The organism is Bradyrhizobium sp. LB8.2 (assembly GCF_040548035.1).
In the GTDB taxonomy this organism is placed as follows: domain Bacteria; phylum Pseudomonadota; class Alphaproteobacteria; order Rhizobiales; family Xanthobacteraceae; genus Bradyrhizobium.
Window position 1 is genome coordinate 119,007 of record NZ_JBEPQV010000018.1, and the last position, 15,535, is coordinate 134,541.

The 15,535-nt window shown below is 59.0% G+C and carries 9 protein-coding genes and 1 pseudogene; 5 read left to right on the forward strand and 5 right to left on the reverse strand.

The window, feature by feature from the left end:
* The first annotated feature begins 110 nt into the window (after window positions 1-110).
* From ABIB06_RS22120 to glmS, 5 genes and pseudogenes are all read left to right on the forward strand, one after another.
* A complete protein-coding gene (locus ABIB06_RS22120; protein ID WP_354052076.1) occupies window positions 111-611 on the forward strand; it encodes an IS4/Tn5 family transposase DNA-binding protein in 501 nt (166 codons plus the stop codon).
* The gene (locus ABIB06_RS22125) at window positions 608-1,522 is read left to right on the forward strand and encodes an IS4 family transposase (protein WP_354052078.1); all 915 of its coding nucleotides are present in this window, start codon (window positions 608-610) and stop codon (window positions 1,520-1,522) included. The genes ABIB06_RS22120 and ABIB06_RS22125 overlap by 4 nt, the downstream gene beginning before the upstream one ends.
* Before the next feature lie 1,190 nt (window positions 1,523-2,712).
* Window positions 2,713-3,797 (forward strand): annotated as a pseudogene (gene gmd / locus ABIB06_RS22130) (GDP-mannose 4,6-dehydratase).
* Complete coding sequence (gene fcl / locus ABIB06_RS22135; protein WP_354052082.1) at window positions 3,778-4,755, forward strand: GDP-L-fucose synthase; 978 nt, start codon at window positions 3,778-3,780, stop codon at window positions 4,753-4,755. Before gmd ends, fcl begins: the two are co-directional and overlap by 20 nt.
* Window positions 4,756-4,974: 219 nt before the next feature.
* Window positions 4,975-6,801, forward strand: coding sequence for a glutamine--fructose-6-phosphate transaminase (isomerizing) (glmS, locus tag ABIB06_RS22140; RefSeq protein ID WP_354052083.1), 1,827 nt, complete (start codon window positions 4,975-4,977; stop codon window positions 6,799-6,801).
* A 303-nt stretch (window positions 6,802-7,104) separates the two neighbouring features.
* Here glmS and ABIB06_RS22145 read toward each other — a convergent pair whose 3' ends face one another.
* From ABIB06_RS22145 to ABIB06_RS22165, 5 genes are all read right to left on the reverse strand, one after another.
* Entirely contained in the window at window positions 7,105-7,971 is an 867-nt protein-coding gene (locus ABIB06_RS22145) for an electron transfer flavoprotein subunit beta/FixA family protein (RefSeq protein WP_354052085.1), read from the reverse strand.
* Between the two features lie 413 nt (window positions 7,972-8,384).
* Entirely contained in the window at window positions 8,385-10,142 is a 1,758-nt protein-coding gene (gene nifA / locus ABIB06_RS22150) for a nif-specific transcriptional activator NifA (protein ID WP_354052087.1), read from the reverse strand.
* A gap of 261 nt (window positions 10,143-10,403) precedes the next feature.
* Complete coding sequence (locus tag ABIB06_RS22155) at window positions 10,404-11,240, reverse strand: SDR family NAD(P)-dependent oxidoreductase (RefSeq protein WP_502916570.1); 837 nt, start codon at window positions 11,238-11,240, stop codon at window positions 10,404-10,406.
* Window positions 11,241-12,171: 931 nt separating this feature from the next.
* A complete protein-coding gene (locus tag ABIB06_RS22160; RefSeq protein ID WP_247457876.1) occupies window positions 12,172-13,146 on the reverse strand; it encodes a nodulation protein NodZ in 975 nt (324 codons plus the stop codon).
* Between the two features lie 201 nt (window positions 13,147-13,347).
* Window positions 13,348-15,354 (reverse strand): carbamoyltransferase family protein, encoded by a 2,007-nt coding sequence (locus tag ABIB06_RS22165; protein WP_354052089.1) that lies wholly within the window; start codon window positions 15,352-15,354, stop codon window positions 13,348-13,350.
* Window positions 15,355-15,535 lie beyond the last annotated feature (181 nt).

Here is a 15,535-nt window from a genome sequence, read left to right on the forward strand (position 1 = left end):
CTTTCAATTACCCACATTTAGTCGAACGGGCTGAGGGAGCGCACAAACATTGCAACGCAGGAATCGACCGTGATTCCTTGTCTGGCACCGATTCGCAGGGGGCGGTGCCGATGGACGAAGAAGCCGACGCATGGTTTGATCGCGAGCTCGCAGGCTGCAGCCTTGCCGACGAGCGCCTGAACAAGCGGCTCCGCAAACTGGTAGCGCAGATCGGGAGCGCCATGGGCGAAAGTATTCCGCTGGTGTGCCAGGACTGGGCCAACACCAAGGCTGCGTATCGTTTCTTCTCCAACGACCGGGTCAGTGAGGCGGACATTTTGGCCGGCCACTTTCAATCGACGCGTGAGCGCACGATTGCCACCGCCGGTCCTGTTCTAGTGCTCCATGATACGACCGAGTTCAGCTATCAAAGAGAGAACTCAGACGCGATCGGGATCACCAAGAGCATAAACAGCGGCCGGGGCAAGGCGGGCCGCCTGAGATCGCACACGGTTTGCGGCATCCTGATGCACTCGAGCCTGGCGGTGACAACCGATGGGCTGCCGCTTGGACTGACGGCCGTCAAATTTTGGACTAGAAATTCAAGGGGACCGCCGCACCTAAGAAGATGATCAATCCGACCCGCGTTCCCATCGAGAAGAAGGAGAGCATTCGGTGGCTGGACAATGTCCGGCAATCCACGGAGTTGCTGGGCGATCCGGGACGATGCGTTCATGTCGGTGATCGCGAGAGCGACATCTATGAGCTGTTCTGCGCGGCTCGAGAAGCTGGAACGCATTTCGTGATTAGGACTTGCGTTAACCGTTTGGCTGGGGATGGAGATCACACGATCGCCGACGAAATGGACGAGGTCGCCGTCAAAGGACTGCATTGCATCGACGTCAGAAACAGCAACGGTGATCCCGATGAAGCCGTCCTCGAGATCAGATATCGCAAGATTCGCGTCTTGCCGCCGATCGGAACGCAGAAGCGCTATCCCGCGCTGACCTTGACCGTGATCCATGCCGAAGAGCGCGTGACGCCGAAGAACAGAAAGAAAATCGAGTGGAAGCTGATCACAGATCTGCCTGCTAGCGCCCGCACCGACGCCATTGAGAAGCTCGAATGGTATGCTTTGAGATGGAAGATCGAGGTGTTCCACAAGATCCTCAAATCAGGCTGCAAAGCTGAGGAGTCGAAGCTTAGGACCGCCCAGCGTCTGACCAATCTGATCTCGCTCTTTTGCATCCTGAGTTGGCGGGTCTTCTGGATGACGATGCTCAACCGTTCCGCTCCAGACGCGCCGCCAACCCTCGCGTTGACCGCGACCAAAATCGGCGTGCTCGATCGCCTCGTCAACGACAAACCCAAAGCGAGACAGAAGACGCTTTCGCACTATCTCATCAAGATCGCCCGGCTCGGCGGTTATCTCGCCCGCGCCAGCGATCCGCCTCCCGGCAATGCGGTCATGTGGCGCGGGCTGTCGCGCCTCACCGACATCGCGTTAGGCGCCTTGGTCGGAGGAGAATTTGTGGGTAATTGAAAGCTTCAGCGGACGGATACGTTCGAACCCGATAAGCCAGCGATCCATTTCGAGGACGCGCTTCTAACACTTACCCTGCTTGCGGCGCATTCGAGCGAGGAGCACGTGGTTTAAGGGCCCGGGTCGACCTCTCCACGAGCAGCTCATCCGACTTCTTTCTGCCGAGGGGCTGCAAATCAAATGTGATAATGAGGTAGAACGCAGTTGATCCGTCAGCTCAGGCTGGTGTCCCAGAAAGCTTGCTCAAGAACCGGGACTTTGTCGCGGGCATCGATAAGAGAAGGGCGCTCGGGACCAGCAAACCACCAGTTTCAACGGCTCCGGCATCTGCTCAGGCGGCTTGTTCACGCACATGCGGGCTTTGCCCGGTCATAGCACCGCCAATCCAAAGACATGCTTGCGAGCGCGGAAAAGACCGCGGCGGAATGGTCGCCGAACCGAGCCCCGACCTTCTGAGCCATATCGTCGGCGCGCTAGACACACCATTGTTGTTGATTCCGTGACCGAGCAATGAACCGCCAGATGCTTTTCTCTACTGAATTCGTCGTCCGGGGCATATGGCGACAGTGATCGCCGCGATAATCTTCTTCAGGTCCCATATAGCACTGGCCTCATTCATGCAGCGTTTTTTTGTGAACTCAAACAGCACAGAGTCAACATGCGGGCCTTCACTTTTGCTTGCCAGATACCAACTTGATTGTCGACAAATGGATCAATGATGATAAGTACTGCGCGACAGAGAAGGACTTTCAATGCTTTGTTTGCCCGGCTTGCTCGCGGTTGCACTGGATGAACAGCAAGACTGGAACACTCCTAGGCAAGGACACGAAATGAGGGAAACTCGCTGGCTCACTGCGCGAGTTGATCACGCGGTCACTGTGGAACGCTTCTCGGCCAAACGGTTCTGCTTACCTCCGCTCCGCGCCGCAGTTTCATTAGTCGCACCCACGCAATAGAGAAACGCCTGACGAAGGCTGAACGAAGTCTCCCGGACTACAAACTTTCGTATAGTGCTTCAAAACCCTTTCGATGTGGAAGGTTTACCTCCGTACAGTTGAGCGATTGATGCAATGCCTATACAGAGTCCAGAACTCGGCAGTTCGAGAGCGTGACGCTTCCGCATTCGAAAAGGCCAGACGCGATTGACGTCGTCGATCGGGGACCAACATTAGCCTGTGCAGAGCAACGATTTGTCAAACCAAGAGAGCAAACGGCGGGTCGCTCTAGTTACCGGCGTGACTGGACAGGACGGCGCTTATCTGGCCGAATATCTGCTGTCGCTGGGCTATGTCGTGCACGGCATCAAGCGGCGCTCGTCCTCGTTCAACACCGCGCGGGTCGATCATCTCTACCAGGACCCGCATGTCGGCAACGTGCCGTTCCTGATGCACTATGGCGACATGACGGACTCGACCAACCTGATCCGTCTGGTGCAGCAGATCCGGCCGACCGAGATCTACAATCTTGCCGCCCAAGCCACGTCGCGGTAAGCTTCGAAAGTCCGGAATACACCGCCAATGCCGACGGCATCGGCGTGCTGCGGCTGCTGGAAGCGATCCGCATCCTCGGCATGGAGAAGGAGACGCGGTTCTACCAGGCCTCGACCTCCGAGCTCTATGGCCTGGTGCAGGAGGTCCCGCAGAAGGAGACGACGCCGTTCTATCCGCGCTCGCCCTACGGCGTCGCCAAGCTTTACGGCTACTGGATCACGGTGAACTACCGCGAAGCCTACGGCATGTTCGCGTCCAACGGCATCCTGTTCAACCACGAGAGCCCGATCCGTGGCGAGACCTTTGTGACCCGCAAGATCACCCGCGGCGTCGCGCGTATCGAGGTCGGGCTGGAAGAGACGCTCTATCTCGGCAATCTCGAAGCCAAGCGCGACTGGGGCCATGCCAGGGACTATGTCGAGGGCATGCACAAGATCCTGCAGGCCGACAAGCCCGATGACTTCGTGCTCGCCACCGGCGAGACGCGCTCGGTGCGCGAGATGGTCGAGCTGTCGTTCGCGCATGTCGGCCGCCGCATCGCATGGCGCGGCAAGGGCGTCGAGGAGACCGGCGTCGATGAGAAGAGCGGCAAGACGGTCGTGAAGATCGATCCGACCTATTTCCGCCCCACCGAGGTCGATCTCCTCGTCGGTGACGCCGGCAAGGCGCGCGAGGTGCTTGGCTGGAAGCCGAAGCGGAGCTTTGCAGAGCTCGTCGCGGAGATGATGGCGAGCGATCTGGCGGACGCAAAACGGGAAGCGGCGAGTGGCATACGCACCGTTTGAGCTGACAGGCAAAAGCGTCTACGTCGCCGGCCATCACGGCATGGTCGGCAGCGCGATTGCGCGCCGGCTCGAACGGGAGGACATCAAGCTCGTCACCGTGGACCGGCGCGAGGTCGATCTCTGCAACCAGGCCGCTGTGTTCGACTGGTTCGCTAAGACGCGGCCGCAAGTGATCTTCCTCGCCGCGGCCAAGGTCGGCGGCATCGTCGCCAACAACACGCTGCGCGCGGAGTTCATCTACGACAACATCACGATCGCGGCCAACGTGATCCAGGCCGCGCATCAGAACGGCGCCGAGAAGCTGATGTTTCTGGGGTCGTCCTGCATCTATCCGAAACTGGCACCACAGCCGCTGCGCGAAGATTCGGTGCTCACGGGTCCGCTGGAGCCGACCAACGAGCCATACGCGATCGCCAAGATCGCCGGGATCAAGATGGCGGAGGCCTATCGCAGCCAGTACGGGTGCGACTTCATCAGCGTGATGCCGACCAATCTCTACGGCCCCGGCGACAATTATCATCCCGAATTGAGCCATGTCGTTGCCGCGCTGATCCGCCGCTTCCACGAGGCGAAGGTTGCTGGCGCAAAGAGTGTCGCCGTGTGGGGCACCGGCACGCCGCGGCGCGAGTTCCTCTATGTCGACGACATGGCGGATGCCTGCGTGCACCTGATGAAGAGCTATTCGAGCACGGAGCTGATCAATATCGGCACCGGCCAGGACATCACCATCGCCGAGTTCGCGCGGGTCGTGGCCGAGGTCGTCGGCTACAGCGGCGAGATCGCCTTCGACAGCTCGCGCCCCGACGGCACGCCACGCAAGCTGCTCGACGTCAGCCGCCTCGCAAGCCTCGGCTGGCGCGCGAGGACTTGGCTTGTAGATGGAATGCGACAGACCTACCAGGACTTCTTGGCGGTATCGGGTACATCGGACAAAACGAGAGACTCATGCAGCTGCTAACTGCTGACGGCGCTCATTGTGCGATTGCCGGAAAGTTGCTTTAGGATCTCCCGGCGGATTCGACAGGGCTCCACGCGTTGCTTGGAGCTCGCGCACCTCGGGGTGCCGCGTGCCCGATGGAGGGCAGGAACGGCTAGACTGGCCGATAACTATAGTGAGCGAATTGGTCAGGCGCGCCTTGCGGGACGCTCTGTTCTGAACTTGAGGTAAACTGATTAAATGTGCGGAATTGTCGGCATCTTGGGGCGCGGTCCGGTCGCGGATCGTCTCATCGATTCACTGAAGCGACTGGAATATCGCGGCTACGACTCAGCGGGCATTGGAACGCTCCAAGGAAACCAAATCGAGCTTCGACGCGCCGAGGGCAAGCTGAGGAACCTTGAGGCACGCGTTCGCTGCCATCCGCTCTCAGGCCATGTCGGGATTGGGCACACGCGCTGGGCTACTCATGGCAAGCCGACGGAGCACAATGCTCATCCGCATGCAACGGGCAATGTTGCAGTCGTCCATAACGGCATAATCGAGAATTTCCGCGAGCTGCGCGCGGAGCTAAAACGGCATGGCGCCTGTTTCGCCTCTGAAACAGACACCGAGGTGGTAACGCATCTCATCGACTTTTATCTGAAAGACGGCTGCTCGCCGCAGGAGGCAGTAAAGGCGTCGCTGCGGCGGCTAGTCGGCGCGTTTGCGCTTGCAATCCTGTTCAAGGGTCAACACGATCTCATGATCGGTGCGCGCAAGGGCTCACCACTCGCGATCGGGCATGGCGAAGGCGAAATGTATCTCGGATCGGATGCTATCGCGCTCGCGCCCCTTACCGGCTTGATCACCTACCTTGAGGACGGCGATTGGGCTGTGCTCAACCGCAACTTCAGCGTGGTCTACGACGCACAAGGCACAGTTGTCCGCCGGGAGGTGATGAAATCTGGCGCGTCGTCGGTTCTCGTCGAGAAAGCAAACTACCGCCACTTCATGGCGAAGGAAATCCACGAACAGCCAGAGGTGATCGGGCAGACGCTGGCGCATTACGTCGATATCGCCACCGAGAGCGTGGCACTGCCGCAGGAGCTTCCGTTCGACTTCAACGAGATCGGACATATCTCGATCACGGCTTGTGGTACGGCAGGCTACGCCGGCCATATCGCCAAATACTGGTTCGAGCGGCTGGCTCGTATTCCAGTGGAGCTCGATGTCGCCTCCGAATTTCGCTATCGTGAGGCGCCGATGCGCAAGGGAAATCTTGCTATCTTCATCTCGCAGTCCGGCGAGACGGCCGATACGCTGGCCGCGCTCCGCTATGCCAAATCGCAAGGCCTGCATACCCTCTCGATCGTGAACGTACTGAGTTCGACCATTGCGCGCGAAAGCGGGACAGTGTTGCAGACACTCGCCGGACCTGAAATCGGCGTTGCCTCGACCAAGGCGTTCACATGCCAGCTGGTCGTCCTGGCGGCGCTTGCGGTTGCTGCTGGCAAGGCGCGCGGTGAATTGCCGGAGAGCGACGAGGTCGATCTCGTGCGAGCGCTGATCGAAATTCCGCGGCTAGTTACAGCGGCGCTTGCCAGCGAGCCGCAGATCGAGAAGCTCGCACGCGACATCGCCAAATCGCGTGACGTGCTATATCTCGGTCGCGGCACGTCGTTTCCACTGGCCCTGGAGGGGGCGCTGAAGCTGAAGGAGATCTCCTATATTCACGCCGAGGGCTATGCGGCCGGTGAGCTCAAGCACGGCCCGATCGCCTTGATCGACGAGAGCGTTCCCGTAATCGTCATTGCTCCCTGCGACCGGGTGTTCGAAAAGACCATCTCGAACATGCAGGAGGTTGCCGCACGCGGCGGCAAGATTATCTTGATAACGGACGCTCGGGGAGCCGCAGAGGTATCCATGGATTCACTCGCGACGATTGTGCTGCCGGAGATGGGTACGACATTTACGTCGATTGTCTATGCGATTCCGGTGCAGCTTCTGGCCTACCACACGGCCATCCTGATGGGCACGGACGTCGACCAACCCCGAAATCTCGCGAAATCGGTAACCGTCGAATGAGGCAAGGTGACCACCCCGTCAAGCCGATTGACAGATAACGCTCGCACTTTGCGGTTACTTCAAACTCGGCAGAGCTCCCGCGAGGGAGATATATCCCTCGCGCGAGCCCACGTGCGCTGTCAAGAAAACTGAACGGGGCACGTCTTGAGGCTGCATGAATTCCCCAGGTGGACCTGGTGTATCGCAGCTCGCCAAACCTAGCGAGCGGTTGAAAAGATTGAATCGTGCCTGGTGCACCGAGCGACGGGCCAATGCATGACCACGGCCCAGGCCATCGATGCCTCCGATCGATCAGCCGCGACTTCACGCACCGCTAGTTTGCGCGGATGAGGTACCGCGCGCAAGCTGTGCGAGCTCCGTCTCGAGCGTAGGGTTGCGCTTGAACATGGCGTCGATCAACGCTTGCGCCGGCTGCTCGGCCGCTTCCACCCACGTGGCCTTCTCCGCTCGTGCGGAGGGCGCGAAGACACGCTTGACGACGGTCGGCGACCCCCTCAGACCGCATTTGGCCATGTCATCCACGCGGGCAGTTTGAGCGCTCCATTTTACGATTGAGGCACGGGCCGCACGCAAGGCATCGATCATTGCACCGCGACGAATTTGATTGCTTGCCTCTAACATGCTGACGAGACAAGGAAGCTTGGAACGCAGCACCTGGACTCCTCCTTCGCAGCGCCGTTCCGCATCGATCGTGCGTACTTTGAAGTCTAACGCTTTGATTGTGAAAACATATGTAAGCTGCTGGACCCCGAGCCTCTTCGCAATGCCAGGTCCCACCTGCGCCGTATCGCCATCGATAGTCTGCTTGCCGGTGAATATGACGTCTGGTGGGCCATATTCCTTGCCGATATTGCGAATCGCGCACGCCAGCGCGTAACTCGTCGCCAGCGTGTCGGAGCCCGCGAAACTACGATCAGTGAGCAGGACAGCACGATCGGCACCAAATGTCAGCGCCTTTCGGAGAGATTCTTCGGCCGATGGCGGCCCCATTGTGAGAACAGTGATTTCGCCGCCGAACTTGTCTCGTAGCTCGAGCGCAGCTTCCAGTGCGAACAGATCATATGGGTTGATGATTGTCGGCACGCCCTGACGCATGATCGTATTCGTGACAGGATGCACGCGGATTTGTGCGGAGTCGGGCACCTGTTTGATGCAGACGATGCTGTGCATATGCTTCTCCTAAGATGTTGAGCAGGCTCCCCACGAATAGCAACTGTCATACCACCCCAGGCATTTCGCCCATGAGACGAATGCAACGGCTGGCGACTGACGGTGAGACCGTTGTCGGGACTGCGACGGGCTGCGCAAAGCGGACGTGATCTCTCTCTGATCTGAGTCGCGGCAGAAACGGCGCGGCCGCGATCTTGCGCTAGTTCGACACCTAATCACTTCTCATCGGGCGAATACATTGCAAGCCGATGACTAGCACGCGGCTGACGCGAAGAGGGCTTACGCTCCCGGCATGGCCACCCCCAAGCAGAGCACATCGGTTTCGTATCCGCTTCATGGACCAGAGTACCGCCTCTTGCGCACGCTCTCCTACCGCGCCCGACGATCGAGAGAGACGCGAGCCGACTTTTTATTCAGAAGCGCTTGATCTCGATACCGTGCCTTCTCAAGGCATAGCCAATCTGGCGCGGCGTCAGTCCAAGCAGGCGCGCCGCCTTGGCCTGTACCCACCCCGACCTTTCCATCGCCGCGATTACGCGCTCGCGATCTGTGACCTTGGCGGCACCTATGCTAGGTCGGCCGGGTGACTCTAGCGGCGTCAGTTCGCTACCGACCGGCTGAACGTGTGCCACAGCTTGTGTCGGCGGCATGCTCAGCCTCGCGGGAAGTGAGATTATCGGGCTCTGCTGTCGCGCCACTTGCTCCGGCCCGGGCTTCCATAGCGTGGCGGACAGACATTGCCCGTGCCAGCAGGCAAAATCGTCTCTTGCGATCGACGATCCGTGCGCCAGGGTCGCGGTCCGCTGCACACAGTTCTCCAGCTCGCGGACATTACCGGGAAATCCGCAATTCATAAGAACGTCAATCGCACTTGAATCGACGACCAGAGCACGGCCGTTCTCATTGTTGAAGTTCTTCAAGAATCGAGCGGCGAGAAGCGGAATATCAGTGCGTCGTTCGCGCAGCGGCGGCAGTAGCAGAGGAACCACGCTAATGCGATAATAGAGATCGGCACGAAAGTCCTTCCTTGCCACCGCCTCTTCAAGATTCTTATTCGTGGCTGCAATCACGCGGACGTCGACTTTGATCGTCTGATTGCCGCCCACCCGCTCGAACTCCTGCTCCTGAAGCACGCGCAGGAGTTTCGCCTGAAACGAAGCCGAGATCTCGCCAATCTCATCCAGAAACAACGTTCCCTTGTCGGCGAGTTCGAAGCGACCCTTGCGCGCGTTGAATGCGCCCGTAAACGCCCCCTTCTCGTGACCGAACAATTCGGATTCCAGCACCGTCTCGGTGAGGGCTGCGCAATTGAGTTTGATAAAGGGGCGTTTGGCGCGGCCTGAACGCTCGTGAATAGCCTTCGCGACCAGCTCTTTGCCGGTACCCGATTCGCCACGCAACAGAACGGTGCTATTCGATTTTGCGATCAGCTCGATCTTCTCAAGCATCGCGCGCAGCGCCGGACTGTCGCCGATAATTCCCTCGACTTGGACCTTCTTACGCTCCCGCCCATGAGGCATGAGCTCGGACGACAGCTGCTTCTGCATCCGGAACTCCTCATCCATAAGCCGCCCGCGGTCGCGCACAAAGGTGCAATGCAGCTTCGCCGTCTGGCCCAGAAGGCTTGCGACCATCGTCAGCAGGCCGAGGTCGTCCTCGAGCTGCGCACGCGTCCCGTTGTCTGCGATGCGGTCGATGCTCAGCGCACCCACAACTTTCTCGTCAATCTCTATGGGAACGCCGATGAACGCAACACACGTATTACCGGCTGCGTCTAGCATCTCGACGTCCGAAGGACTGAAGATCGAATGCAGCGCTACGTTCTCGACGACGAGGGGCCGCCCCGTCGCCACAATTTGATCGATTGCTCCTTGCGGCAAGCGGCCCCCGCAACGCGCGTCGCGCCCTTCGCTCCGGACGTCATCTACGATGATCTGGGGCATCCCGTCATGTTCGAACAGACATACGATGCCGCGCCGCATCTGCATGAGCGAGGGCAGACGCTCGATGACGCTCGCCAGCTTGGCTTCGAGCCGGCATAGGCCGGTGAGCGTGTGCGCTATTTCAACGATCGTGCTTAGCGATTTCTCTTGCGACGGCAGAATAGAAGCGGAAGGGTCCGCGTCGGAGGTTGACTTTGGTCTTTCGCGCAGGGAAACGCTGTCCAGCATAATGACTTCTCCGTTCCTATCTTGATCCTCCCCATCACCTCGATCGGACTTGTTAGACTCGTGTTGCATGCCTGCCTCGATCTGACAACCAGTTCTCAGGGCGGGGGCGAGAGATGACGCCTCTTCATGGCACCCCGGCAGCACTTGCAGTGACTAGATCTTCCGCCTTATTCTTTCCAACTCACTGCGCGGATCAGCCCCGGCCAACATGGCTTCCATCGATGAAGCTCAGTTAGCCGGGTTCGCCAGGGACGGATTCACTCACAAGTGTTGCCCGCCATTGATCGGCACTTCGGCGCCAGTGACATAACTTGCCGCATCTGAACATAGGAAGTAAATGACCTTGGCGACCTCTTCGGGTGTACCCACCCGGCGTAGTGGGATCATTGGCACAAGATGCGCTTCCGTGTCAGGCGACAAAATGTCCGTCTTGATTTCGCCGGGCGCGATTGCATTGACGCGAATGCCATGTGAGGCGTAATCGTGCGCCATTTCGCGCGTGAGACAAGCGAGCGCAGCTTTCGACGTGGCATATGCCGTGCCTGCAAATGGATGCACCCGCGCTCCGGCGATCGAAGTCACATTGACGATCGAGCCTGAAGCCGCTTTTAGCTCATCGAACAGACCTTGAGCGAGCAGGATCGGCGCCACGAGATTGAGGTGGAACACGCTCATCCAGGTATCGACTGAGGTCGCCAGCGACGTAAGCCGGGCACCGTTTGGCGCTTTTGGTGAGTTTCCGGCATTGTTTATCAGTCCCTGCAGCGGTGCGCCGGCAAGGCGCTCCTTTATCTGGGCAATCACGCGCGGTAGCGTCCGATGATCGCTTAGGTCGACTTCGATATAGCTATCCCCCTCTGAGTCCCATGGGCAGCGCACCGCGTCGAATGGTTGGCGCGCGCAAGAAATGATGCGCCAACCAGCTTCCGAGAACAATCTTCCGGTGGCGCGACCGATACCGCGCGATGCCCCGGTCAATACCAGCGTCTTCCGCTCACGCAGCGGACGGCCCGCTCCATCGGCGTGAATTGGACCACGCGGGTCCGTTTCCGACGATTTAGCTGCGACCGCATTGTCATCCGATAGACCTGGATTCACACGCGACTCCCTTCCGCTCCCCTCGGCTGTGCACCTGTGCAGGATCCGGGCCAGAGCGACGCAGGGCACAGGTGGCGCGCTTTTAGGACGCAAATGGCAGGTTCCGAACATCGACCTGTTTGCTTTTCGACACCGGCAACGCCGCAGCAATGGCTGTCGTCGAGCTCCCGCGTTCTGCCCACTGCGTGCGCCACGCCTTCGAGCCGAGAGGCTGGGGTTTCCATGGCGAGCTCACTGCGTCACCACTCCACGAGTGGTCTGTGGCTCATGCGCGCTGACGAGATAGATTAGCTGCCTTTGGCGGAGATCAGGATTCAATGGCCGGTTCGTCCAAGTTTGTCTTCGTCTGGTCACGCGCGGCCGCACATACGGCTCTTGAGCAATATCGATGGGCCACCGGCCGCGCGGTTCATCAGACCTCCGTTCGAAAGGACTCTGCGAGCGAGCATGAACAAGACCGTCGTCCAGAAAACGAGCTGGCTGCAAAAGGGTTGCCCAGCAAAGGCAATCCATCTACCGGCTGCGCCTCCTTGCTGCTGGGACATTCTGACGTGACTGTCTGTTACGTCAGATTTCCTCGGCGACCCGGACCGCCATTGCCGTGCTTTTCACCGTCTGGCCAGCGATGGCGCATTTTGGCCGGAGGATGACAGAGCCATAACCTTTCTGCGCGGCCTTCGACTTACACCGGAGGGCCCGAAGCATTGCGGGGCAAGGCCGCCGGCGCCCGCTGGCATTGGCCTTACGCTTCTGAGTCATTCGCCCTCCCACCGCACCGCATCCGTGGTAGTGCGCCGGTCAGCCGTCGCTTGCGGGACGGAAGTCGCCATCCAACGTTCCTGCGACACGTTGCGAAACTCGACGGTTTCGAAGCAAGCAGCATCAGACCGATGATCTAGCCCGCCATTGTTCAGGCCCACATTCTGGCGCTTCAGCAAGCCGCGAAATGCTCGTTTGGATTATCGATCATGGTCAAGCGCTTCGGATTGCTCTGGTCGAATTCAATAATCCGTGGCACGAGCAGACGGGCATAGCGCGTGAAGGCGCTGGTGGGGGGAAAGCGGATCACGGTAGCGCAGCGCGCAAGAAGATACATGTCGATGAGAGCGGAAGCTCCACCTTCAATTCCCATTTCCGCACTATGCAACGGCCCTGCCCGATCGGCCTGGAAACGTTTTGGTACGGCGAAGACATCGGGAAACAGACCCGATAGGCGATCGAGCACCTGTGCACTGTCCGTGCACAGAAAGACCTTTACGGGCTTTGGATATGGCAAAGCTTTGGCTTTACGGATTGCCATGCAGACCTGACTAAGGGCGAGCTCCGAATCAGCCCAGTACGGCGCATGCTCCATGATATCTTCGCCATTGCCGTGCCGAACATGAACGCCAATGATGCTATGGCCGCTAAAATGTTTCTCATACAAGTCGTCGATCCGCGCTTGTATCTCAGACCTGAGCTTGATGTTCCGAAAGATCAGTCGTTCGGCTTCCTCGCCACAACGCCACATCAGGCAGGCGTCACAGACAATGGTGTTGGCTTCGTTATCTTCTCTTGCTTGGAACAGCTCGGTCAGTTCGTCACGTTCTCGGAAGATCTGCTCATCCGGACGATTGATGCAGTCGACCGATGGCCTATTCCACCACCGCGGGAAGAACGGTCCGGGAAACGAGAGCTGGTTGATCCGGTCATCGCAAATCACCGGTACCCCAGCGATGTCCTCAACCGGCTCGAAGAACACCGGAAAGGCGTTGCTGAACGGTCGGTCGATGTAGCAGGAACCGCGCCAGTCAACGACGAGCGTCCGCCCGGTCCGCTGCGCGTACGACCAGGCTGACGCCAGCGACCAGAGGCAGTCACCAAAGCCGGTACGCCTCCGAGAAATAACAAAGCGTTCCTTGGTCAAGTCATCAAACCCTTCTCGTTGCGCAAGATCAGTTTTGTGTGGCGCCACCTACTCATCTGCGATTCCGATCCACGCCAATGGACGGCTGGTCACCTGGGCGCAAGGCAATCAACCTGCAAGCCCTCCTCCACGGCACCGCGATTGGCAGGTCATGCAAGAGGCCTCCAAAGAGCCCTCTTCCGCATTGCTCACCTTCTACGATCACGCAGTCTGTGACGGATGCAGCCGAATACGGCGCAGATCCCAGAGCCCGCGCAGTTCGTTCACGAGAGCTTCTCGCCTAGTCCTGTCAGAGGTGACCCTGGCGAGAAGATCGGCAAGAACAGCTTCCTTCTCAATTTGCATCAGCATGTCGAACAGGTCATGCGAGATGCGCACGCTGTCCTGGCTGGAGTGACCCATGCGGATCTCGCAGACTGTCTCGTGGCGTTCTCGGCCCGCATGAGCGCGAACTCGGTAAAGAGATACATGGGGCGGCAGTGATACAGCAAGTGCTGTCCAGCTTTCGAGCATTGTTGCCCGCTTCTTGACGAGGAATGAACCGACCACAAGGCCATCAAGCTCGGTCGACAAAAACGCCGTAATCGCATCGGCAACGGAATCTACGATCGGTTCGGCATTGTTGTTGAACGACGTATTAAGCAAAATCGGGACGCCTGTCCGGCTCTTGAACGCGTTGATGAGTTCCCAATAGGAGGCATTGTTCGTGCGGGAAACCGTTTGCAGCCGAGCCGTACCATCAATATGCGTGATCGCGCCCAGCAAAGCACGCTTGGATTCACGCACGCGAACGACGAAATTCATGAAGGGGTATTCTGCGCGACCATCCGGCAGCTCAAAGAACGCGCCCGCATCCTCCTCCAGAACCGATGGCGCAAATGGTCGATAACTCTCGCGCTTCTTGACCATCGCATTGATCCGGTCCTTGTTCGCCGCGGGCCTCGGGTCCGCAAGAATACTGCGGTTGCCGAGCGCACGAGGGCCGAACTCCGACCGGCCCTGTACCCACCCGATCACGGCGCCATCAGCCATCCACTCGGCTGCTCTGGTTGCGACGTCAGCGGTCCGCTCAATCTCGAGGTGTCCGGCCCATCCCTTCAGTTCCTGTTCGATGCTGTCGTCGCTGCCGACATCTGGCCCCCAATAAACCGACTGTAATCGCTCGCGGGGCGCAGGTTGCCCCGCCTCGTTCGACACCATCAGTGCCGCGCCCAATGCGCATCCGGCGTCATGCGCGGCCGGCTGCACGAAGATGTCTTCGAACAGGCCTGAATACAGGAGTTTTCCGTTCAGCGTGCAGTTGTGGGCTACCCCGCCAGCGAGGCACAACCGTTTCATTCCGGTCGACTCACGGTAATGCCGAAGAATGTGAAACACGATCCGCTCCAGCGCCTCCTGCAACGATGCGCTCACGTCTCGATGCTGTTGGGTGAACGGCATTCCCTTTCGCCGGATCTCGATACTGCGCAGCAATGCCGGGCCGATACGTTCGAGGTGAACGCGGTAGCCACCGTTTGCGGAGAGCTCATAAAATTGCGAAAAGAGCTCGCGATAGCGTGCGGGATCTCCGTAAGGAGCCAGTCCCATAACCTTATACTCGTCGAACAGGCCGTAGCCGAGATATCGGATCGTCTCCAGATAGAACAGTCCGAGAGAGTTATTCTCTGGAAACGTCATAAGCTCGGTCATTTCGCTGCCTGACCCGACAGCCAAGAGACCCGACAGGAAGTCGCCACAACCGTCGATCGCGAGGACCAGACTTTCTTCAAAACCCGACATGGCCAGAGCGCTCACGGCGTGGGCCTGATGGTGGCCTACGAATGACACCCGGGAAGGATCCACTTGGGTACCGAACTCCGTGGCTAGAAGGTGCCGTAGCAGCAGATTCGCGTCTAGGGGAATTGAGATTTCCGGTTGTGAGATGAACAACCGTTCGAGCATTGCATTGCAATAGGCTTCAGTAGCGTAGAACGCAATACGATCGACGTCGCGAAGCTCCACACCCGCGGCTGCAAGACAGTATTCGATCGCACTGCTCGGGAGCTTGTTTGAATGTTTGATCCGGTTGAGGCGCTCCTCTTCCACGGCAGCGATCACGCGCCCGTCCTTGACAAGTACCGCGGCGCCGTCGTGCAGAAACGTGTCCGGTAGTCCAAGGGGGTTTTCATAGACCTTGTCGAGGCCGCCACTCAATCCTAGACACAGCATCTTGTTCTCCGTTAATCCTGAGAGGCCTGTCGGCCTATTTCGTATCGCTTGCTTTGGGAGTAGGCCGCACGTCCCCGCGGGGCCGAGCAGGCATCGCTAGCTGACGAGACGCATTTAAGCGTCGCACGCGATTGGAAGTTCGCTACGCCCGATATCTCCTCTCGCACACGCGATGCTTCGC

Bases quoted from the DNA above. Each gene is read 5' to 3' on its own strand.
- ABIB06_RS22120 (WP_354052076.1), top strand. From the start codon at position 111: ATGGACGAAGAAGCCGACGCATGGTTTGATCGCGAGCTCGCAGGCTGC.
- ABIB06_RS22125 (WP_354052078.1), top strand. From the start codon at position 608: ATGATCAATCCGACCCGCGTTCCCATCGAGAAGAAGGAGAGCATTCGG.
- glmS (WP_354052083.1), top strand. From the start codon at position 4,975: ATGTGCGGAATTGTCGGCATCTTGGGGCGCGGTCCGGTCGCGGATCGT.
- ABIB06_RS22145 (WP_354052085.1), bottom strand. From the start codon at position 7,971: ATGCACAGCATCGTCTGCATCAAACAGGTGCCCGACTCCGCACAAATC.
- nifA (WP_354052087.1), bottom strand. From the start codon at position 10,142: ATGCTGGACAGCGTTTCCCTGCGCGAAAGACCAAAGTCAACCTCCGAC.
- ABIB06_RS22165 (WP_354052089.1), bottom strand. From the start codon at position 15,354: ATGCTGTGTCTAGGATTGAGTGGCGGCCTCGACAAGGTCTATGAAAAC.